Origin of the sequence: Streptomyces jumonjinensis (assembly GCF_009600885.1) — a bacterium.
Lineage (GTDB): Bacteria > Actinomycetota > Actinomycetes > Streptomycetales > Streptomycetaceae > Streptomyces > Streptomyces jumonjinensis.
On record NZ_VCLA01000167.1, the window covers coordinates 22537 to 42811 of the forward strand.

The 20275-nt window shown below is 72.0% G+C and carries 18 protein-coding genes and 1 pseudogene; 7 read left to right on the forward strand and 12 right to left on the reverse strand.

The window, feature by feature from the left end; genetic code table 11:
• Positions 1 to 51: 51 nt before the first annotated feature.
• A complete protein-coding gene (locus FF041_RS24385; RefSeq protein WP_153524808.1) occupies positions 52 to 1230 on the reverse strand; it encodes a helix-turn-helix domain-containing protein in 1179 nt (392 codons plus the stop codon).
• Positions 1231 to 1413: 183 nt separating this feature from the next.
• Between FF041_RS24385 and FF041_RS24390 the strand changes: the two genes are divergently transcribed.
• On the forward strand, positions 1414 to 1941 hold the full coding sequence (locus FF041_RS24390) for a DinB family protein (protein ID WP_153524809.1): 528 nt from the start codon (positions 1414 to 1416) through the stop codon (positions 1939 to 1941).
• Between the two features lie 17 nt (positions 1942 to 1958).
• On the opposite strand, the gene FF041_RS24395 is transcribed toward FF041_RS24390, so the two are convergent.
• Both FF041_RS24395 and FF041_RS24400 read right to left on the reverse strand, forming a co-directional pair.
• Positions 1959 to 2708, reverse strand: a complete 750-nt coding sequence (locus FF041_RS24395; protein ID WP_153524810.1) for a TetR/AcrR family transcriptional regulator — start codon at positions 2706 to 2708, stop codon at positions 1959 to 1961.
• 123 nt (positions 2709 to 2831) lie between these two features.
• Positions 2832 to 3767, reverse strand: coding sequence for an AurF N-oxygenase family protein (locus FF041_RS24400; protein ID WP_153524811.1), 936 nt, complete (start codon positions 3765 to 3767; stop codon positions 2832 to 2834).
• A gap of 189 nt (positions 3768 to 3956) precedes the next feature.
• On the opposite strand from FF041_RS24400, the gene FF041_RS24405 reads away from it, so the two are divergent.
• Both FF041_RS24405 and FF041_RS24410 read left to right on the forward strand, forming a co-directional pair.
• Complete coding sequence (locus tag FF041_RS24405) at positions 3957 to 5075, forward strand: ferritin-like domain-containing protein (RefSeq protein ID WP_153524812.1); 1119 nt, start codon at positions 3957 to 3959, stop codon at positions 5073 to 5075.
• 151 nt (positions 5076 to 5226) lie between these two features.
• Positions 5227 to 5853 carry a Uma2 family endonuclease gene (locus FF041_RS24410; protein ID WP_398704163.1) on the forward strand — a complete coding sequence of 209 codons (627 nt, stop codon included), beginning with the start codon at positions 5227 to 5229 and terminating at the stop codon, positions 5851 to 5853.
• Positions 5854 to 5896: 43 nt separating this feature from the next.
• Here the strand turns inward: FF041_RS24410 and FF041_RS24415 are convergent, their stop codons facing one another.
• From FF041_RS24415 to FF041_RS24445, 7 genes are all read right to left on the reverse strand, one after another.
• Positions 5897 to 6352 carry a DUF3291 domain-containing protein gene (locus FF041_RS24415; protein ID WP_153524813.1) on the reverse strand — a complete coding sequence of 152 codons (456 nt, stop codon included), beginning with the start codon at positions 6350 to 6352 and terminating at the stop codon, positions 5897 to 5899.
• 125 nt (positions 6353 to 6477) lie between these two features.
• On the reverse strand, positions 6478 to 7938 hold the full coding sequence (locus tag FF041_RS24420) for a penicillin-binding transpeptidase domain-containing protein (RefSeq protein ID WP_323392585.1): 1461 nt from the start codon (positions 7936 to 7938) through the stop codon (positions 6478 to 6480).
• A complete protein-coding gene (locus tag FF041_RS24425; RefSeq protein ID WP_153524814.1) occupies positions 7935 to 9368 on the reverse strand; it encodes an FtsW/RodA/SpoVE family cell cycle protein in 1434 nt (477 codons plus the stop codon). The genes FF041_RS24420 and FF041_RS24425 overlap by 4 nt, the downstream gene beginning before the upstream one ends.
• Before the next feature lie 419 nt (positions 9369 to 9787).
• Positions 9788 to 10999 (reverse strand): HAMP domain-containing sensor histidine kinase, encoded by a 1212-nt coding sequence (locus FF041_RS24430; protein ID WP_323392611.1) that lies wholly within the window; start codon positions 10997 to 10999, stop codon positions 9788 to 9790.
• A 95-nt stretch (positions 11000 to 11094) separates the two neighbouring features.
• Positions 11095 to 11802 carry a hypothetical protein gene (locus FF041_RS24435; RefSeq protein ID WP_153483693.1) on the reverse strand — a complete coding sequence of 236 codons (708 nt, stop codon included), beginning with the start codon at positions 11800 to 11802 and terminating at the stop codon, positions 11095 to 11097.
• A gap of 70 nt (positions 11803 to 11872) precedes the next feature.
• A complete protein-coding gene (locus FF041_RS24440; RefSeq protein WP_153524815.1) occupies positions 11873 to 12256 on the reverse strand; it encodes a zinc-ribbon domain-containing protein in 384 nt (127 codons plus the stop codon).
• The gene (locus FF041_RS24445; protein ID WP_323392587.1) at positions 12253 to 14547 is read right to left on the reverse strand and encodes a PBS lyase; all 2295 of its coding nucleotides are present in this window, start codon (positions 14545 to 14547) and stop codon (positions 12253 to 12255) included. The genes FF041_RS24440 and FF041_RS24445 overlap by 4 nt, the downstream gene beginning before the upstream one ends.
• A 172-nt stretch (positions 14548 to 14719) precedes the next feature.
• On the opposite strand from FF041_RS24445, the gene FF041_RS24450 reads away from it, so the two are divergent.
• A complete protein-coding gene (locus FF041_RS24450) occupies positions 14720 to 15619 on the forward strand; it encodes a nuclease-related domain-containing protein (protein WP_153524817.1) in 900 nt (299 codons plus the stop codon).
• A 104-nt stretch (positions 15620 to 15723) separates the two neighbouring features.
• On the opposite strand, the gene ligD is transcribed toward FF041_RS24450, so the two are convergent.
• Positions 15724 to 16599, reverse strand: coding sequence for a non-homologous end-joining DNA ligase (gene ligD, locus FF041_RS24455; protein ID WP_153524818.1), 876 nt, complete (start codon positions 16597 to 16599; stop codon positions 15724 to 15726).
• 49 nt (positions 16600 to 16648) lie between these two features.
• Between ligD and ku the strand changes: the two genes are divergently transcribed.
• The 3 genes from ku (at position 16649) to FF041_RS24470 (ending at position 19751) form a co-directional block, all read left to right on the forward strand.
• On the forward strand, positions 16649 to 17728 hold the full coding sequence (gene ku / locus FF041_RS24460; RefSeq protein ID WP_323392589.1) for a non-homologous end joining protein Ku: 1080 nt from the start codon (positions 16649 to 16651) through the stop codon (positions 17726 to 17728).
• A gap of 148 nt (positions 17729 to 17876) precedes the next feature.
• Positions 17877 to 18509 (forward strand): TetR/AcrR family transcriptional regulator, encoded by a 633-nt coding sequence (locus tag FF041_RS24465; protein ID WP_323392591.1) that lies wholly within the window; start codon positions 17877 to 17879, stop codon positions 18507 to 18509.
• 126 nt (positions 18510 to 18635) lie between these two features.
• Positions 18636 to 19751, forward strand: a complete 1116-nt coding sequence (locus tag FF041_RS24470; RefSeq protein ID WP_153524821.1) for a flavin-containing monooxygenase — start codon at positions 18636 to 18638, stop codon at positions 19749 to 19751.
• An 80-nt stretch (positions 19752 to 19831) separates the two neighbouring features.
• Here the strand turns inward: FF041_RS24470 and FF041_RS24475 are convergent.
• A pseudogene (locus FF041_RS24475) lies at positions 19832 to 20275 on the reverse strand (peptidase S8); the annotation flags it as partial.

A 20275-nucleotide genomic window follows, 5' to 3' on the forward strand; every position in this document is an offset into this window, starting at 1 on the left:
ATCGAACCACCGACAAGGGTGCACGATCGGTTTCATCACGCCAGGGATGTCTTACGTGGTCAGACCCGTGCGTTTCGCCATGACCAAGAGGTCCGGCCTGGCACGCTGATGCAAAACGAAGAGGACCCTCAGGACTTCTCGGCTCATAGGATGAATCTCCGCCATCTGTGGAGAAATCGCGAATGCTTCCTTGAGTGCCGCCTCTGCACCGGTAAGGTCATTTATGGCTAGATGGGCCCGAGCCCTGTCGATATGAAAGCGGCCGACCCTGCCGCGCGCTAGACCGACAGGCATCTTCTTGACCATGGGTGTAGCCATCTCCACGGCCTTGCCGGGTTGTTTCATCTCTACATGGGCGGCCAGCTCATATAGTGCCGTGTTACCAGGGCCAAATGTCAGATTGTGCAGGAGCATGTCTTGGGGCATCTGCTCTGCCAGAACCTTAGCCCCACGCAAATGCGCTTGAGTGGCATTCTTGTCCTTGTGTCTGGATGCAAGAACGACGCCACGAAGATGGAGTGCGCCAAGTACCACCACAGCTTCGCACCCCATAGGCTGTGCGCGCTCGTACTGGCTGATGGCCCGGTCGACGATAGCCAGACCGTCAGCGTATGCCCCCGCGCTCTGATGTGTTCCCGCCTCATTCCATGAGGCGGCAGCCTCTGCTCCCGGATTCCATGTCCGTACTGCGGCCCACTGCTGGCGAGACACGATCATGTCCGCCAGGTCCGGTTCTGCGAAGCGGTGGGCCACCGTGTATGCGCACCCGTACAGGTCCGCGACTTGTCCCCACGCGACAGCGTCGCCTCCCGAATCCATAGCCGTTGCCGTCGCCTGCCCCAACAGCTTGGGAAGCTTGTTGAGAAGCTCTAGATATCGCGTGCCTGCGCGCAACTCAGCTGCTTCTCTGAGTCCCGCCGCGAGTTCATCAGGGGAGGGGGTGGCTTCTGAGGGAAGAGTGTGCCTTCGAACTGCCCCGCGCAAGTCGGTAATCAGATCGGATTGTTCAGATGGATCAGAGAAGGGTGCGCCGTGGACACGTGCCGTAGTAACGCGCAACGCTTTAGCCGCTGACGCAACTATCGGGGGTGTGGCAGGCCGGAGGCCGGTCTCAATCTTGCTCAGGTACGAGACGGTGATACCCATCTCCTGTGAGAGCCGGGCCTGACCGACCCCTCTTGCTTTCCGTAGAACCGCGATGTTCTCCCCTGCTGTGGGCTTCTTCTCCATAGCGTCACCCTTCCACGCTCAGGGCATGACCACACCGCAACTGGTCGGAGGCCAAGCAGCGTTGTGCAAGTTCTGTGTCCTGGGCCGCCGACCCGGGCGGTACCGGGTACCCGGTACCGCCCGGGGAGTGGTCCCGTCGTCGTCCCGGCATGATCGGCCGGGGGCGGGGGGAGGGCTGCGTACATGGTCACGCTGCCCGATGGACGCCTCGTCCCGCCCCCGCACTCCGATGAACGCACCCAGCTCGAATCCTGGCTGGACTTCCACCGCGAGACCCTGGCGCTCAAATGCTCCGGACTCGACGACCGGCAGCTCCGTGAGACCTCCGTGGAGCCGTCGCCCCTGACGCTGCTGGGGCTGCTCCAGCACATGACCCATGTCGAACGGAACTGGTTCCAGATCGTCCTCGCCGGCCGTGACATCCCGCCGGTGTACACACCTGAGCAGCGCGGCGGCTTTCTGCTCGACGCGGACCGGGACTCCGGCCAGGTCATCGCCGACTGGCGGGCGGAGGTGGCCCGCGCCCGCGAGGCGACCGCCGCCGCCTCGCTGGACGACTGCGGCAAGCTCACCGAGGCGCAGGCCCGGTTCGCCGGTGAGTCGACGGCGTCGCTCCGCTGGATCCTGGTGCACATGATCGAGGAGTACGCGCGCCACAACGGCCACGCGGATCTGATCAGGGAGCGGATCGACGGCGTCACCGGCATGTGACACCGGGCGCACCGCTCTCAGGGGCGGCCCACGCCGGGGCTACGCAGCCGGGACGCCTCTTCCGTCAGCGGGGCCAGCGCGCGGGCCAGCCGCCCCACCCGCCCGTCGCCGTGCTCCAGCGCCAGCAGTCCCCGTACCGCGCGGGCGGTCTCCGCGTCACCGGCGGCCGACGCGGCCAGCAGGGCGATCAGATGGTCCACCAGCCAGTCCCGCAGCTCCGGAACCGATGGCCGCTTCTCCTCGTCCAGCCAGATCAGGGACGCCGCCTCCACCGCCGCGATCCAGGTCCGCACCAGCATCCGCAGCCGTGCGCCGTGCGGCTCCGGGCCGAGATGGGCGAGGATCTCATCGGCCGCCGCCCGGCGCACCCCGTCGACGATCGTCGTCGTACGGGAGGTCACCGCCACGCTTCCGCCGCGCAGCAGCGCGCTGAACCCGGCGTCGTGCCCGTCCACGAAGGCGAGATAGCGGTCGAGCACCCGGGCCAGCCGTTCGGTCGGCGGTCCGCTGGGCGGTTCGTTGAAGCAGCGTTCCAGCTCGTCCGCCGCCGAGCGCAGCGCCGTCTCGTACAGCTGCTGTTTGCCGCCGGGGAAGTAGCGGTAGACCAGGGGCCGGGAGACCCCCGCGGCTTCCGCCACATCGTCGAGCGAGACGTCTTCCGGCGGCTGGTGCGCGAAGAGCCTCAGCGCCGCCGCCAGAAGTTGCGTACGCCGTTCCTCGACGCTCAGCCGTCGGTAGGCACGGGCCGCTGGAGCGGGAGTGGTCATGCCCGCAGCGTAACGGCACGGGCGCGGAACCGGCCCGGACGAGCGGGGTGTTCACCCCGCCCCGCGCCGCGCCTTCGGCCGGCGGTGGTCCGCGCTGGGCGGCGGCGCGGCACCGTCAGGCGATCAGGCGATCAGGCCGGAGCTCCGCCACAGTCTGCGGCCGGGCCCCCTCAGCACCCCGATGTCGTCCAGGAAGTCGGTCAGCCGCTTCGCCCCCGAACGCATCACCTCCCGGCGGTGTCCGCTGGCGCGCACCTGGGCCATGGCCTCGCGGCGGTCCAGGCCCACCCGGGTGTACACCTCCGGGCTGATGAAGCAGATCGAGAACACCCGGGCCGCCTGCCCGGAGCTGATCCGGGTGAGCTCCCGCTCCCAGCGCGGCGCGGTCACCATCTGGCGGCGCAGCTCCTCGCGGGCGTAGCGCACATGGCGGGCCTCCTCCACCACATGGATCCGGGTCGCTCCGCGGATCAGGGGCTGGACCCGCTCGTCGGGGAAGGTCAGCCGCTGCATCCAGTCGAGGATCTCCTCGCCGAGGAGGGTGGCGGCGAAGGAGCCCGGTGTGGTGGAGACGGTCTTCAGGATCCGGGCGAGATTGTGGTGGACCCGGGGCACGGGGTAGGCCGGGGTGCCGCCCTTCTCGATCAGCCGGGCGAACATCATCGAGTGGCGGCACTCATCGGCGATCTCCGTCAGTGCGTAACGGACGTGATGGCTGGTCACGGGCTTGTCATAGATGTGCCGGGCCAGCAGCTGCATCAGGATGATCTCGAACCAGATGCCGAGCGTGGCGAGCGAGGCGGCCTCATGGCGGGCCAGCTCCATCCGCCGCTCCTCGGACATCCGGTTCCAGAGCGGGGTGTCGTAGAGGGAGACCAGCTCCGGCGGCCAGAACCACTTCCCCTCCGCATAGGGGGCGTCCCAGTCCAGCTCCCGGTCGGGGTCGAAGGAGTGGCGGGCCGAGGACTCCAGCAGCCGCTGGGCGACCTGCTCACGGTCCCGGAGCGGGCCGAGGGCGTCCCGCAGAAGCCGTATGTCAGGGTCGGGCACTGTGGTCATGGCGGAGTACACCTCAGTCGCGGTCGTGTGGACACCCCTGATAAGACCCTCCTTATGAGACTCTCCGTCAGTAGACTCGTCAACACCTCGAACGCGACTTGTTGACTCCGCGTCTATCGAGTGTGAACCTGCCGTCGGTACGCTCAACATGCCCTGCGTTCACGGGATATGAGGCGAAGGAGTCGACCGTTGTCGACCTACGAGCGCTATACGAGAGCCCCCGAAACCCTCGACTGGCAGGTGCCCGCATCGGGCAGCGCCCGCTTCAGCTGGGAGTACGACGAAGGCCGTGACCAGCTCCTCGCCCTCTACCAGAAGGGCAAGGACAAGCAGTGGGACGGCGCCAAGCGCATCGACTGGGAGCTGGAGGTCGATCCGTACGACGCCCTCGGCACCCCTGACGAGGCCCTCAGCATCTACGGCTCCCGCTACTGGGCGAAGATGAACGCCCGGGACCGGGCGGAGTTCCGGCGGCACGCGTCGTCCTGGCAGTTCAGCCAGTTCCTCCACGGCGAGCAGGGCGCGATGGTGTGCGCGGCGCGGATCGTGGAGTCCGCGCCCGATCTGGACGCCAAGTTCTACTCCGCGACCCAGACCATGGACGAGGCGCGGCACGCCGAGATCTACGCCCGGTTCCTGCACGAGAAGATGGAGATGCTCTACCCCGTCAACGACAGCCTTCAGGAGCTGCTCGGCGACACCCTGCGAGACTCCCGCTGGGACATGCCCTATCTCGGGATGCAGGTCCTCATCGAAGGGCTCGCGCTCGCGGCGTTCGGAATCATCCGGGACCTCACCGACAAACCGCTGCCCAAGCAGATCCTCGCGTACGTCATGCAGGACGAGGCCCGCCATGTCGCCTTCGGGCGGATGGCGCTGCGCGACTACTACAAGGAGCTCACCGACGCGGAGCTGCGCGAACGCGAGGAGTTCGTCATCGAGGGCTGCCATCTGATGCGCCACCGGCTCAACGGGGTGGAGGTCCTGGAGAACTTCGGCGTCCCGCGCGCCGAGGGGCAGGAGATGTCCGAGCGCTCGGAGTATCTCCAGCTCTTCCGCAGAATGCTGTTCAGCCGGATAGTGCCCTGTGTGAAGGACATCGGGCTGTGGGGCGAGCGGCTCCAGAAGGCCTATGTCGACATGGGCGTCTTCGAGCTCGGCGACGCCAATCTCGATCTGCTGATGGCGCAGGACGAGGAGATCGCCGAGCAGCTCGACCGGGAGCGGTTCGCGGCCGAGGAGCGGGCCAGGGTCGCCGAGGTGACGCAGGCGATCGCGGAGGGGGCCGAGGCCGCCGGATCCCCCTGATCCGCCGGGCGGGCCCGCCCTCACGGGTTCGGCCGGGCCGGCCTCAGCCGAACCCGTGGGGGCGTCACATGTGCGAGCAGTGCTCACCCGAATAGGGGGCTTTGGTTTATTTCTCCTGGGTACGCTGGCCGTGTCGGACAGACTCCATCGCATGGGAGTGATCATGACCGCCGCCCGCGAACCAGCGCAGGACGAGTCCTTCTCGTTGCCCCGCCCGCCGGCCGGGGGCTGGACGGCGGACGACCTCGACGAGCTTCCGGACCTTCCGCCGCATACGGAGCTGATCGACGGGGGCCTCGTCTTCATGAGTCCGCAGACTCGCTTTCACACGCGCACCATCCACCATTTGGTGGGCGCGCTGACGGCTCAGGCTCCGGAGGAGTGGGAAGCGATCGGGGAGATGACCGTCAGGCTGGACAGGAGGAATCGTCCTGAGCCGGATGTGATGGTCGTTTCGGTGGAGGCGGATACCGGAGCCCGGCAGACCATGTTCGAACCCGAGGACGTCCTCCTCGCCGTCGAGGTGGTCTCCGCCGACTCCGAGGAGCGCGACCGTGAGGTCAAGCCGTACAAGTTCGCCAGGGCGGGCATTCCCCACTTCTGGCGCGTCGAGGAGAGCGAGGGGCTTCCGGTCGTCCACGTCTTCGAACTCGACCCCGCCACCCGGTCGTATGGTCTGACCGGTATCCACCGCAAGCAGCTCACGGTGGACCGTCCCTTCCCTCTGGACATCGATCTCACGGCCGTGTATCCGCGCGGCCGGCGCGGCAGCGGCTGATCCCGGCTCGCCGCCCGGGGCCGCCGCTCCGGGCCGTTGGCCGTTACGCCCCCGGCGGCGGGAAGCCCGTCCGCAGGGTGAACGCCTCCGGGGTCGGGCCCTTCTCGCGGACCAGTAGCAGCTTCTCCTCGGCCTCGCGGACGGTCGGCCGGTGCCCCAGCGGGACCCACCACATCGTGGACATGACCTCCTGGACCCGCTCGAAGAACTCATAGCGGCGGCTCAGCAGCTCCCGGTGGAGCCCCTGGTACATAAACGCGGTCAGCGCGTCGGCGTTCCGCCACACCGACAGATTGACGAGCAGCCACTCGTCGCCGAATATCCGCTGGTCCGTCGCGTCGCCCCGGTCGTCGTCCTGGAGCCGCCAGCGGAAGCCGTCGGCGGCCTCCGCCACCGCGTTCACCGGGTCGAGACCATCGGCGAAGTCCTTCATCTCCGGCGCGTCCAAGGGGTATTTCATCCGGGCGATGTTCACCTGTGCGAGTTCATAGGAGGTCATGTCCGCACGGTAATCGGACGGTGTCCGGAAGCTCCTCCTGTTTTCACCGAAGGGGCCGGGACGGGACGCGGGCGGCGCGGGACGCGGGCGGGACGTGGGCGGATCCGGACTCGGGCGGCGCGGCCTCACTTCCGCAGGGCCGCCGCCATCACGCTCCGGGCGATCGGGGCCGCGCTGCCGCCCCCGCTGACCCGGCTGTCCTCCGCTTCCGCGTCCTCCACCACCACCGCGACCGCGACCGCGGGCTGCGCCGCGCCGTCCGCCTGGGCCCAGGAGATGAACCAGGCGTACGGGGTCCCCGAGTTGTCCAGGCCGTGCTGGGCGGTCCCCGTCTTGCCGCCGACCGTCGCGCCCTTGATGGCCGCCTTGGCGCCGGTGCCGTCCTCGACCGCCCGCACCATCAGCCGCTGCAACTGCTGCGCCGTCGAGGGGCTCATCGCCTGCCGGTACGGACGGACATACGTCTGGGCGACCGTGCGGGCGCCGCCCCGCGCCGTCGTCCGCTCCACCAGATACGGCTGCTTCAGCTCCCCGCCGCCCGCCACCGCCGCCGACACCATCGCCATCTGGAGCGGGGTCGCCGCCGTGTCGAACTGGCCGATCGCGGAGAGCGCCAGCTGGTCCGGCGACATCCGGGTGTCGAAGTTCGACGGCGCGACCCAGGAGGGGATCCTCAGCCCATGGTCGTTGAAGCCGAACCGGCTCACCGCGTCCACCATCCTCCGCAGCCCGATCCGCACCCCCAGATCGGCCATCACCGTATTGCAGGACCACTGGACGGCGTACGCCAGCGAGGCGTTTCCGCAGCCCTTCGCCGTGTCGGGGAGCGAGGTGCGGGTGCCGGGCAGCACATAGGGATCCGGGGTCCCGGCCGGTGCGTCCACATCGGTGACCACCCCCGAGTCCAGCGCCGCCGCCGCTGTCACGATCTTGAAGGCGGAGCCCGGCGGATAGGTCTGCCGGATCGCCCGGTTCAGCATCGGCTGGGTGGGCGACGCATTGAGCCTCGCCCACGCCGACTTCACCTCGCGGCCGGTCCCCGACAGCACCCCCGGATCGTAGGAAGGGCTGCTGACCAGTGCCAGCACCCGGCCGGTCGAGGGTTCGAGCGCGGCCACCGCCCCCCGCCGCCCGCCGAGTCCCTTATACGCCGCACGCTGCATCGCGGGCTCGATGGTGGTGCTGACGTCGCCGCCCGCCGGTCTGCCGCGGCTCAGCTCATGCCAGAAGGGGAACGCCCGCAGCAGCGGATCACGGCCGGACAGCACCGGGTCCTCGGCGTCCTCCACCAGCGTGGTGCCGTACGTCTGCGAGGAGAACCCGGTCACCGGCGCGTACAGCGGGCCCTGGGCGTAGGTGCGTTCGTAGCGCAGCTGCTGGCCGCTGTCCCGGGAGCCGGTGACCGTGCGGCCCGCGACCAGGATGTCGCCGCGCGGCTCGCCGTAACGGGCGATCGCCGTACGCCGGTTGGCCGGATTGCCGTCCAGTGACCCCGCGTCCACGATCTGCACCCGTGCCGCGTTGACCAGCAGCGCGGCCAGCAGCAGCAGACAGAGCGCGGCGGCCCGCCGGATGCAGCGGATCACCGGCCCTCCCCGGCGGCGAGACCCTTCCCGGCGGCGAGGCCCTCCCCTGCGGCGAGGCCGTCTCCGGCGGCGAGCACCAGGGGCCCGGTGGGCTCGGGGTGTGGACGCCGGGCCGAGTCGCTGACCCGGATCAGCAGCGCCACGATGATCCAGTTGGTGACGACGGAGGAGCCGCCCTGCGCCAGGAACGGCATCGCCATGCCGGTCAGCGGGATCAGCCCCGTCACCCCGCCGGTGATGACGAACACCTGGAGCGCGATGATCGAGGCCAGTCCCACCGCGAGCAGCCGCCCGAAGGGGTCGCGCAGACAGAGCGCGGATCTGTAGCCCCGGGCCACCAGCAGCGCGTACAGCACCAGGATCGCGGTCAGGCCCGCCAGCCCCAGCTCCTCCCCGGCGGTGGCGAGGACGAAGTCGGACTTGGCGGCGAAGCCGATCAGGGCCGAGTGGCCGAGTCCCAGACCGGTCCCCAGGAGTCCCCCGGCGCCGAACGCGAACAGCGCCTGCGCCACCTGGTTCGGGCCCTGGCCCGCCGCGATGCTGCCGAAGGGGTCGAGCCAGTCGGTGACCCGCCCGTGCACATGGGGCTCCAGAGCGCCGACCGCGAACGCCCCCGCCGCCGCGAGCGTGAGCCCCACCGCGATCCAGCCGGTCCGGCCGGTGGCGACATAGAGCATGATTACGAAGAGGCCGAAGAAGAGCAGTGAGGTGCCGAGGTCCCGCTCCAGCACCAGCACCCCCACGCTGATCAGCCAGATCGCCACGACCGGTCCCAGTACCCGGCCGGTCGGCAGTTGCAGCCGCCAGATCCGGCGGCCGGTGACGGCGAGGGTGTGGTGATTGGCCGCCAGATACGCGGCGAAGAACACGGCCAGCAGGATCTTCGCGAACTCGCCCGGCTGGAAGGAGAGCCCTGCGGCCCTGATCCAGATCCGTGCGCCGTTCACGGCGGGGAAGAAGATGGGCACGGTCATCAGGACCAGGGCGGCGGCGACCGAGAGATACGCGTACCGCTGGAGCACCCGGTGGTCGCGGATGAGCAGGACGACGACGGTGAACAGCCCGACCCCCAGCGTGGACCAGACGAGCTGGGCGGGGGCGGCGGCCTCACCCGGGGTCGCCAGGTCGAGCCGGTGGATCAGCACCAGGCCCAGCCCGTTGAGCAGGACCGCGATCGGCAGCAGCAGCGGGTCGGCGCAGGGGGCGCGCAGCCGTACGGCGAGATGGGCGAGGAGGGCGAGCGCGCCCAGGCCCGCTCCGTAGCGGGGCATATCGCTCGGGACGGTGTGCTCCCCGGCGAGCCCGGCGACGGTGTAGCCGAGGACGGAGATGAGGACGGCGCCGGCGAGAAGACAGAGCTCGACCCCGCGCCGCCGGGCGGTGCGGGGGGCGGGCGGGGGAGCGTCCGCCGTCCTCGTCGTTGCGGTCATGCCACGCAACGTAGCAAGAGCTAAGTCTTATGTCCCTTATGCTCCTTGCGTTCCCGTGTCGGGGTGTGGGGTCCGGGGTGGCCTCGCCGGGGGTGCGCGGTCCGGGCGGGATCCCGCCGGGGCACCGGCCCTTTACTGGCCGGATCCCCCGCCGGGGCGTCGGGCTTTGCCGGGGCGGATTCCCGCCGGGGCCGGTAGGCGCCTGCGGCCCCGCCGGGGTGTGCGGTCCCGACCGGATCTCCGCTGGGGCGTCGGGCCTGCCGGGGCCGGATTCCCGCCGGTGACCTCGCTGGGGCGTCGAGCCCGTGCCGGGGTGTACCTGCCCGCGACCCCGCCGGGGCGTCGGCCCCGGCCCGAGCCGGATCCCCCCGGCGACCCCGCCCGGGTGGCAAGCCCCCGCCGGGGTCGCCTCCGCGCCGTCACGCCTGAGGGCATCCGGGCGGCGGCGGGGACGCCGGAAGCTCCAGCCGGGCCACCGCACCGCCGCCCGCCGGACCGTCCGCCGGATTGCTGAAGCGCAGCACCGCCCCGATCACCGCCGACTGCCCCGCCGCGATCGTCAGCCCCAGACCGTGCCCCTTGCTGCCGCCCTCGGTGCGGAACCGCGCCGGACCGTGCTCCAGCAGATACGCCGGATAGCCCGGCCCCGCGTCCGCGACCGTCACCACCCGCCCGTCCACCGTCAGTACCACCGGCGCCCGCCCGTGCTGGTGCGCGTTGGCGATCAGATTGCCGAGCACCCGCTCCAGCCGCCGCCGGTCCGTCTCGACGCAGGTGTCCCGGACGATCCGCACCTCCGTGTCCGTGCCCGACGCCCGCACCACCCGCCCGGCCAGCGGCCCCAGCTCGTGCACATCCAGATCGACCCGTTCGCTGCCCGCGTCCAGCCGGGAGATCTCCAGCAGATCCTCGGTCAGCGACCGCATCGTCCGCACCCGGTCCCGGACCAGCTCCGCCGGCCGGCCCTCCGGCAGCAGCTCGGCGGCGGCCGTCAGCCCGGTCAGCGGAGTGCGCAGCTCATGCGCCACATCGGCGGTGAAACGCTGCTCGCTCAGCAGTTTGCGCTGCAACGACGACGCCATGGTGTCCAGCGCGGCGGAGACCGTGGCTACCTCGTCCTGCGGGCGCGTGGGGTCCTCGGTGCGCGGATCGCGCACCCGGGCGTCGAGATCGCCCGCGCTGATCCGCCGCGCCACCTGCGCGGTCAGATGCAGCCGCCGGGTGACCCGGGTGACGGCGAACGCGCCCACCAGCAGCGTCGCGCCGATCGCCAGCACCGACGAGCCGACGATCGCCCGGTCGAGACCGGTGATGGTGCGGACGCTGAGGGAGTAGTCGATGTACACGGCCAGCGCCCGGCCGTCCGCCGGGCCCGCCGCCCACATGATGGGGCGGTCCTGGAAGGTGCTCACCATGGTGCCGCGCTCGCCGCCGACCGCGAGCTCCCGCAGCGAACCGGGCAGCCCCGGCGGATCCACCCCCGCGTACGGCGGCAGCGGCTCGCCCGCCTCATACGCCTCGGTGACCTCCGTCAGCTTGCCGAGCGCCTTCTCCCGCGACTGGCTCACCGTCTGCGCGGTCACCGCCGCGTGCACCAGCGCGCCCAGCAGCGCGGCCAGCGCGCAGCACATCACCGTGATGAAGAGGGCCGCCTTCCAGGTGAGGGTGGCGGTCCAGCGCGGCAGTCGCAGCCAGCCGGGTCTGCGGCGGCGGGGACGGGGGGCCCTCACCGGTCGTCCCCGGGCCGCGGGAGCTCGGCGGCCCGGGGCCGCACCCGTACGATCTCGTCGCTGGTCGGCAGCATCGCCCGGTGCCGGCCGTCCCACGACCAGGTCGTGCGGTACTCGTACCCGGGGATGCCCGCCGAGACCGAGCGCAGAATGATGTCCCGGCCCGCCAGGTCCACGCTCACCAGCTGGTCGGAGGTGGCCATGATCCGTGTCAGCCGGCCGTCCTTCTCCGGCATGTAGCAGCGCACCGCCGTCTGCTGCTCGGGCATGGTGACCCCGATGATCAGCTCCTCGCGGCCGTCGCCGGTCACATCGCGGTGGTACGGCGTCAGCACCGGGCAGGTCTTCGGCTTCTCCTCGCAGGTGCGGAGCTTGGCGGTGGTCTCCTGGTAGAGACCCTCGATCCCGGACCGGCCGTCGGGCCCCGCGCTCTTCTCCGCGTTCAGCACCGCGACCGGATCGAGCCCGCGCACCCCGGACGCGGGCACCTTCACCCCCGGGACCAGCGCGGTGTCCGCCTCGCCGTAGTCGTACGGGGGAGAGGTGACGGGCGGCAGATCGGGCCACAGCCGCACCGGGCCGGTGGCCGTGGCGGTGGGGCCCGCGCTCTGCACCATGCCCGCGTCGCCGCAGCCCGCCAGCAGCACGGAGGCGGCAGCCGCCAGCGGAAGGGCGTACAGCAGTCGGTGGGAACGCGAGTGCAAGGTTCTCCTCGCCGGGCGGGTGGGTCTTGCCCGCCACCCTATGCGCCGGGGCCGGGTGAGCGCCGCCGCCTCAGCGCTGGTACGGATTGCCCCCCGGCTGCTGCCCCTGCTGTCCGTACGGGCCTTGCTGTCCGTACGGGCCCTGCTGTCCCTGCTGTCCGTACGGCCCCGGCTGCCCGGAGCCGCCGAGCCCCGGCACGCCCGCCGCGCCCGCCGCGCCTGAGCTCTGCGCCAGCAGCTGATCGGACTGCTGCTGGGTCAGCTTCTGCTCCGCCCCGCAGAAGGTGCACTGGGTCCCGTACTTCGTCGAGACGGGGAAGAGCGGCACGAAGAACAGCGTGAACTTGGTGACCCGCTTCCGGAGCGCATGCGCCGAGGGGTTGCCGCAGCTTCCGCAGACGAGGGTCAGTATCGCCAGCTGATGGAGGTACCCCTTGGTACCGAAAATGATCATGTATTCGGTCTCTCCCTGGTCAGCGCCCGCCGGCACAGGGCCAGCAGCCTCTCGTCCCTCACGATGTCATGGCTGCCGTATCCGCCGTCGATGGCATTGTGCCGCCGCACCCGGGACAGCTCCGCGCAGAGCGTCCGCTCCGCGCCCTCGGCGTACGCGGCCACCGGCCGCCCGCCGTCGCCCGATGGCTCCGCCAGCCGCTCGGCGACCGGCGCCCGGGTGAACGGCAGCGTCTCCCAGGCCGCCATCAGCAGCGGCCACCCGGGATCCGCCGCGCCGGTCACCCGCCAGAGCGCGAGCGCCGCGTCCACCCGGGTCCACGGGTCGGAGGAGCGCAGCAGCAGCCGCAGCTCCGGCGCGGCCTCCACCGCGGCGGGCCCCATCGTGCCCAGCGCCGAGGCCGCCGAGCGCCGGGCCCCGGAGTCCAGCGCGGCGAGCGCGGTCCGCAGCGCCGGGAGCACGGCCCCCGCATCGCCCTCCACCGCCCACAGGGCCGCCGCCGTCCGCGCCCCGAACGCCCCCGACAGCGAGCCCGAGCGGGCCGCCCCCGCCAGCAGCCCCCGCAGATCGGGTATCGCCGCACGGGCGGCGGGACCGAACGCGGTGAGCGTCCGCAGCACCAGCTCCACCACCCACTCCCTGCGGTACTCGGGCGCGCCCCGCAGCACCCGCAGCACCTCCGGGAGCGCTTCCACCGCGCGCACCGCCGACAGCCCGGACAGCAGCGGCCCGGCGACGTCGTAGAGCCGGTCGTCCAGCTCGATGCGGGCCAGCCTCCCACGCAGCGCGGGAGCCAGCGGGGCCGCCGCCGTGCCCAGCCGGTCCAGCGCGTAGCCGAGATCCTGGGGGGCGTCGGGCAGCTCCAGCAGCCGGGCGAGCACGGGCACCGCCCGTACGTCCCCCGTACGCGCCAGGGCCGCCACCGGGTTGCCCAGCATCCGGGGGCCGCCGGCCCACTCCCGCACCCAGCAGCCGGGCTCCGCGGTCACCAGATCCGCCAGCGCGTCCGCGGCGGGCGCGGCCAGCCCGAACAGCTCGCCGAGCGCCACCGCCGCCGCGTCCGCCAGCCGGGGCTCGGGGTCGGCGAGCTGCTCCCCGATGAGGGCGACCAGCTCGCCGTACTCCCCGCGCCAGGTCCGCAGCAGCCCGCTGCTCATCCGCACGGCGTCGATCCGCTGCCCGCAGTCGGGGCTGCACAGCTGATCGGCGAGGAGCGCGGTCCGGTCCGCGACCCGGTCCCCGAGACCGGAGTGGAGCGTCCGCAGCAGATCGCCGGTCCAGGGGGTGGGCCGTGCGGCCCCGGGGCAGCCGGGCGGCGGTCCCGGCCGGGTGCTCACCGGCCCGGCCCGCAGCTCGCGCAGCAGCCCTATCACCTCCGGCACCACATCCACGGGCAGCGCCTGCGGCGAGCAGCGGGCGAGCTGGGCGAGCGCCGAGAGCCGCAGCCCCGCGTCGTACGAGCGGCTGCCGGGGCACTCCTGCGCGGTCGCCGCGGAGCCGCCCGGGCCGCCCGGGCCGCCCGGTCCGCCCGGTCCACCCGGTCCGTCCGGTCCACCCGGTCCGTCCGGGGGCGCGGGCCCCCGGTGGCCGCGCGGGGCGGGGTCCTGCGGCCGGGGGTCCACGCCGTGCGTGCCCGGGGGCCCGGAGGCCGCGCCCTCCGGCGGCGGGCCCGGCTCATAGGGCATCCGGGCCAGCTCGATCAGCCACTCCACCACCTCGGACGCCAGCGAGCGGTGCCGGAGCGCTATCCGGCCCGCGGCCTCCACACAGGCGAAGCGCACCTCCGGGTCCTGCTCTATCTTCAGCCGCTCGCGCAACAGCCCGAGGACCAGCTCCGGTTCGTTGTGCAGCGTGGCCAGGGCGAGCGGCACGGCGAGCCGCACCCCGCGATCGTCGCAGTCGATCAGCGCGAGGAAGACGTCCGCGCCCGCGGTGACCGCCGACGCCGCCATCGCGTAGTTCGCCGCGTACTCGAACTCCTCGTCGTCCGGGTCGAGCTCGTCGTCGCCGTCCAGATCGATGCCGCCGATGCTGGTGAGCAGCTCGACGATGCCGCCGCGATCCTGCACGGCGGGATCGGCCGCCAGCTCGACCAGAAACGGTATGCAGGCGAGCGTCGCGTCATAGACGTCCCCCTGGTGGTGCACCGTCCCGTACATCCCGTCGAGCGCGGCCTCACGCTCCGCCGCGTCCTCGGACGCCAGCCCGCGCAGCATCTGAGGCACATCGTCCGCCGGGCCGTAGGCATGCTCCAGCGCGGCCCAGTCGACCTCGTCCATTCCCCCGAACACGCCGCCCCCTCCCAGAACCGTGCGCATCCTCTCCGCGCCTGAACCATGCGTCGGAACCGTGCGCTTGGGATGAGTCTGCACCACACCCCGGACATCGCGGGGTTATTGCCCGCAAGGCCCCGCGCCTGTTCCCATGGGCGGTGGTTTCCGCGCGAGATCGGGGGGTGAGGGCATGACCCGTTTACGGGTCGCACCGGCCTATGGACAGGGCCGCTGCCGGCTGTACGTCAGCCTGCCGGACGGCCGGCATGTCGCCTGGTACGACCGGTCGGCCGCAGGGGACTTCGGCCCGCCGGGCGGCGGCGGTGGCGGCGACGACGGAGCGGATCACGGCCCGCCCGCCGGGGACGCCCTCCCCGACGGCGGGCGCGTCTGTCTGGTGTACGAGCGGCACCGGGAGGCCGTGCTCGCCGCTCTCGCGCCCTATCTCACCGGGGACTTCACCATCGGCCCCCCACCCGTCCCCACCGCCGCCGAACTCGCCGGGCTCACCCTCCACCCCGACGACGACCTCGCCCCCAACCGCCCCGGCGAGGCCCTGCACGGATCGCTCGGCCGCGCCGCCCCCGCAGGCCGGCTCCGCCGTGACCCGCTGCGCGTCCAGCGGGCGCAGCTCGCCGCCGAGGAGCTGCTGGGGGCGGGGCTCGATCTGCTCGTGGACGCGGGCTGGCGGATTCTGCACTCGGTGCCCCTCCCCGGGGCCGACCGCGTCGACCATCTGGCCATCGGCCCCGGCGGGGTCCTGGCCGTGCACACCCTCGCCGCCCGTCGCCTGCGGGTCCGCGTCCAGGGCTCCGCCGTCCGGGTGGGCCGCGCCGACCCCGTTCCCCTGCTGCGGCTGACCCGCCGCCGCGCCGAACGGGCGTCCCTGGCCCTCGCGACCGCCGTACGCCCCGTGCTCGCCGTGGTCGGCGCGGCCAGGCTGGAGACGTACGCCGCACCGTCCGACGTACGCCTTCTGCGGGAGACCGGGACGCCCGCGCTGGCCCGGCTGGGCGGGGTGCACAAACCCGCTGACATCGAAGCGCTGTACACGGTGGCCCGCGACCGCCGCACCTGGCTGCGGGCATGAGGGCGCGGGCCCCTGCGCGCCGGTGATCCGCCGTTCCGCCGTTCCGCCGTTCCGCCGTTCCGCCGTTCCGCCGTTCCGCCGTTCCGCCGGGCGACCGGGCGCCGTCATGGCAGCGGCCGGGCGCGGGCCGGGTCGGTCAGCGGGGCCAGGAGATCCCCGTGGCGGTCGAGCCGGGCCGCGATGTCGCCCAGTTCGAAGGCGAGATCCCGGCCTTCCGCGATCTCCTCCCAGGTGACGGGCGTCGATACGGTCGGCCGGGCGCGGGCCCGCAGGGTGTAGGGGGCCGCGGTGGTCTTCGCGGCGGCGTTCTGGCTGTGGTCGACGAAGACCTTCCCGGGCCGCAGCGCGCGGGGCATCCGGTGCACCACCAGCCGGGGCAGCGCGGCCTCCCCCTCCACGGCCAGCCCCCTGGCGTACGCGGAGACCTCGCCGGACGGCGTCGGCTCGATCGGCACCAGCACATGCAGCCCCTTGGACCCCGAGGTCTTGGCGTAGGCGCCGAGCCCGTCGGCGGCGAGCCGCTCGCGCAGCCAGAGGGCGACGGTGCGGCATTCGGCGATGCCCGCCGGGGCTCCCGGGTCGAGATCGAAGACCATCCGGTCCGCGACGCCGGGCGCGTCCGCCGTCCACTGCGGGGTGTGGAACTCCACCACCAGATTGGCCGCCCACATCAGCGACGGCAGATCGTCCACCACGATCTGCCGCGCTCCCGGGTCGTCGGAGTGCGGGACCGGGGCGGTCCGCACCCATGACGGCGTGCCGGGCGGCGGGTTCTTGGTGAAGAACAGCTGTCCGCCGGGCCCGTCCGGATAGCGGAGGAAGGAGACGGGCCGGTTGCGCAGATGGGGGAGCAGGGCGTCCGCCGTGATGGCGTAGTAGTGCAGGATCTCGCCCTTGGCGGTCCCGGTGGCGGGGTGGATGACCTTGTCGAGATTGCTGAGCGGCAGCCGCCGCCCCGCCACCTCTGTGATCGGCGTCATACGATGAGAATCCCACGAATGCCGAAATCCCGGACGAGAGGGATCAAAGGTGCGATCCATTTGGAACGGCGCTATCTCCTTCGGTTTGGTCAGCATCCCGATCAAGCTGGTGAACGCCACCGAGAGCCACTCCGTCTCCTTCCGGCAGATCCACACCGCGGACGGTGGCCGGATCCGCTACCGCAAGGTCTGTGAGCTGGAGGAGAAGGAGGTGCCGACGGCGGAGATCGGCAAGGCGTACGAGGAGGCGGACGGCTCCGTCATCCCGATCACCGACGCGGATCTGGCCGCGCTGCCGCTGCCCACGGCGAAGACGATCGAGATCGTGGCGTTCGTGCCCGCCGCGTCCATCGACCCCCTCCAGATGGACGCCGCGTACTACCTCTCGGCCAACGGGGTTCCGGCAGCCAAGCCCTACACCCTGCTCCGGGAGGCCCTCAAGCGGAGCCAGAAGGTGGCGCTGGCCAAGTTCGCGCTGCGCGGGCGGGAGCGGCTGGGGATGCTGCGGGTGGTCGGCGATGTGATCGCCATGCACGGGCTGCTCTGGCCCGATGAGATCCGCAGCCCGGAGGGGGCCGCCCCGGAGATCGAGGTGTCGGTGCGGGAGGCGGAGCTGGATCTGGCGGACGCGTTGATGGACACCCTGGGGGAGGTCGACATGGACTCCCTCCACGACGATTACCGGGAGGCGGTCGAAGCGATGATCGCCGCCAAGGCGGAGGGCGGCGCGGCCGTCTCCGGGACGGCCCCGGCGGAGGGGGCGGGCGGCCAGGTCATCGATCTGATGGCCGCGCTGGAGAGCAGTGTGAAGGCGGCGAAGGAGGCCCGTGGGAGCGGCGGACCCCGTGAGAGCGGCGGACCCCGCGGGGGCGGCGGACCTCGCGAGGGCCGGGTCGCCGAGGTGACCTCGATCGGGGCCCGGAAGGCGGCGCCCGCGAAGAAGACGGCCTCGGCGAGAAAGGCGACCGGCGCCGGCGCGGGGGGCGCGAAGAAGACGACGGCCCGGACCGCCGGACGGAGCGCCAAGGCCACAGCGAAGAAGGCGACGACGGCGACGGCGACGGCGACGGCGACGGCGAAGACCGCGAAGAAGACCGCGAAGTCCTCCTCCCGTAAGCACGTCTCCTAGCTGTACCGCCCCGGGCGGCGCGGGTTCCCCTACGGTGCGTACTCCCGTACGGAGGGACCGCCCGGCGGCGCGCTCCGGAGAGGGGCCAAGAAAATTGCAGTCTCCGCATTCTTGCAGGGACTGCAAGCATGCGGTTACCGTCGATCATGTGACGACGACACGCCGAACCGGCGCAGCCCAGCCCGCCGGGCTGCGGGAGCGCAAGCGCAGAGAGACCCACCGGCTGCTGGCCGCCACCGCGCTGCGGCTGGTCGCCGAGCGCGGGCTCGACCGGGTGACCGTGGAGGACATCAGCGGCAGCGCGGGCGTCTCGCCGCGCACCTTCTTCAACTACTTCGCCTCGAAGGAGGACGCCCTTCTGCTGCCCTACCCGGATCACGCCGAGCGCTCCGCGCTCAGCGTGGCGCGGGTCGTGTCAGCGCCACCGTCGCTCAGCCCGCTCCAGGCCGTCGTCCGGGCCTGGCGGGAGGACCTTGAGTGCATCGACGCCGACCGGGAGGAGTGGGTGACCCGGCTGACGGTGATGACCGACCATGTCTCCCTGCTCTCCCGGCTGATCGCCCTGGAGGCCGACGACGAACGGCGGATGATCGAGGCGCTCACCCGGCGCACCGGACTGCCCCCGGAGGACCCCTACCCGGCGCTGGTGTACTGCGTCGCCGAAGGAGCGGTCCGCTCCTGCCTCGCCCACTGGCACCGGATCGGCGGAGCCCGTTCGGTGGTCCGGCTCGTCGAAGAGGCGGTCGACGCCGTCGCCGAGGGCCTCCCCGTACCCGATTGACACCCGACCGGCGCCACGGGCGCACGGAGCGGCGCCCGGCCGCTGCCGCAGGCGGCGCCAGAGCCTCCGCAGCGGCACCCGGCCGGCGTGCCAAGCCCCCGACAGGACAGCGAGGAGAGACCAACCATGGACACGGCCATAGTCATCGGCGGCGGCCAGGGCGGGCTGGGAGCGGCCTACGCCTTACGCAACCAGGGGTTCAGACCCGTCATCCTGGAGGCCGGCGCGGAGCCCGTGGGCTCCTGGCCCCGCTACTACGACAGTCTCATCGTCTTCACCCCCCTCCGGTTCTTCGCCCTCCCCGGAATGCCCCCGGCGGGGGACCCCCGCCACTTCCCGTCCCGTGACGAGGTGGTCGCCTATCTGCGCCGCTACGCCGCCCACCTCGACTGCGAGATCCGCACCGGGCAGCGCGTCTCCTCCGTCGTCGCCGACCGCGACGGCTATACGGTCGCCACGGAGGACGGCTCGCTCTTCCACGGCAGCGTGGTCGTGGCCGCCACCGGGACCTTCGCCAACCCCCACCGGCCCGAGCTGCCGGGGCTCGCCGGGTACACCGGGAAGGTGCTGCACTCCGCCGAGTACCGTTCGCCCGCCCCGTTCGACGGGCAGCGGGTCGTGGTCGTCGGCTCGGCCAACTCGGCGGTGCAGATCGCCTATGAGCTCGCCGACCGCGCGCGGACCACCCTCGCCAGCCGCAGACCCGTCAGATTCACCCGGAGCAGGCTCTACCCCGGTGACGGCGCTCCGGTGTGGAAGCTGCTGGAGGCGATCGGCCGGCTCCCCGTGGGCCCGCTGCTGCCGCCCCACGGCTCATCGTTCAATGTCGTACCCGACTACGACGGGAAGTACCGCACGGCCATCGAGGAGGGCAGACCGGACCGCCGGGAGATGTTCACCGGCGCGGACGGCACCGAGCTGCGCTGGGCCGACGGCCGCAGCGAGCATGTCGACACCGTCGTTCTGGCCACGGGATACCGCCCGGCGCTGGAGTATCTGCGCCCGCTGGGGGCCCTGGACCGCCGGGGGACGCCCCGGCAGCGGCATGGACTCTCCACCAGCCACCCCGGGCTCGCCTTCATGGGCCTCGAAGGGCAGCACACCATTCTGTCGACCGCTCTGCACGGTGTGGGAGCGGACGCGGAGCATGTCGCGCGCACCCTGCGGCGGCAGGTGGCCAGGAGTACGCCCGCGCTGCTGGCCCGCCCTCGCGCCCGCGCCCGGGCCGAAGTGACCGTCTGAGCCCCCCCGGGGCGTACCGCGCGGCGGCCCCCCGGACCGTGAGATCCGGGGGGCCGCCTTCACTGCGTACGGCGAGCGGTCTACTTGCCGAAGTAGGCGTCGTAGACGGTCACCGATCCGGTGTTGCCCTTCTTGTCGGTGACCTTGGCGCGCAGGGCCAGGGACTTGCCCTTGGCCGGGTTCTTGACGCTGACCTCGCCCTTGGCGACGGTCAGCTTCTTCCAGCTCTTGCCCGCGTCGTACGAGACGTGGACGGACAGGGACTTGAGGCCCTTGCCCGCCGCCGGGCCCTGGACGGTCACCGGCACGGACTGCGTCCTGCCCGCCGGGGCGGTGCTGTCCAGGCCGACCTTCGCGCCGAAGCGGGCCGTGGAGACCGGCAGCTTCGCCAGCTTGCCCTCGGCCGCCCTCTTGGACCGGAAGGTCCACTCGGCGTCGATCCGGCTGGCGGCCTTCGACACGTCCGCACTCCGCCTGACCGAGGTCGCCAGCGTGTATCCGGCGTCGCCCGAGCCGACCGTGAA

What these genes read in the sequence shown, in the direction of transcription:
- FF041_RS24440 (WP_153524815.1), bottom strand. Translation starts at nt 12,256, where the DNA reads ATGATCATTTTCGGTACCAAGGGGTACCTCCATCAGCTGGCGATACTG.
- FF041_RS24385 (WP_153524808.1), bottom strand. Translation starts at nt 1,230, where the DNA reads ATGGAGAAGAAGCCCACAGCAGGGGAGAACATCGCGGTTCTACGGAAA.
- FF041_RS24410 (WP_398704163.1), top strand. Translation starts at nt 5,227, where the DNA reads ATGGGAGTGATCATGACCGCCGCCCGCGAACCAGCGCAGGACGAGTCC.
- FF041_RS24400 (WP_153524811.1), bottom strand. Translation starts at nt 3,767, where the DNA reads ATGACCACAGTGCCCGACCCTGACATACGGCTTCTGCGGGACGCCCTC.
- FF041_RS24390 (WP_153524809.1), top strand. Translation starts at nt 1,414, where the DNA reads ATGGTCACGCTGCCCGATGGACGCCTCGTCCCGCCCCCGCACTCCGAT.
- FF041_RS24450 (WP_153524817.1), top strand. Translation starts at nt 14,720, where the DNA reads ATGACCCGTTTACGGGTCGCACCGGCCTATGGACAGGGCCGCTGCCGG.
- FF041_RS24470 (WP_153524821.1), top strand. Translation starts at nt 18,636, where the DNA reads ATGGACACGGCCATAGTCATCGGCGGCGGCCAGGGCGGGCTGGGAGCG.
- FF041_RS24415 (WP_153524813.1), bottom strand. Translation starts at nt 6,352, where the DNA reads ATGACCTCCTATGAACTCGCACAGGTGAACATCGCCCGGATGAAATAC.
- FF041_RS24425 (WP_153524814.1), bottom strand. Translation starts at nt 9,368, where the DNA reads ATGACCGCAACGACGAGGACGGCGGACGCTCCCCCGCCCGCCCCCCGC.
- FF041_RS24395 (WP_153524810.1), bottom strand. Translation starts at nt 2,708, where the DNA reads ATGACCACTCCCGCTCCAGCGGCCCGTGCCTACCGACGGCTGAGCGTC.
- FF041_RS24430 (WP_323392611.1), bottom strand. Translation starts at nt 10,999, where the DNA reads ATGTGCTGCGCGCTGGCCGCGCTGCTGGGCGCGCTGGTGCACGCGGCG.
- ligD (WP_153524818.1), bottom strand. Translation starts at nt 16,599, where the DNA reads ATGACGCCGATCACAGAGGTGGCGGGGCGGCGGCTGCCGCTCAGCAAT.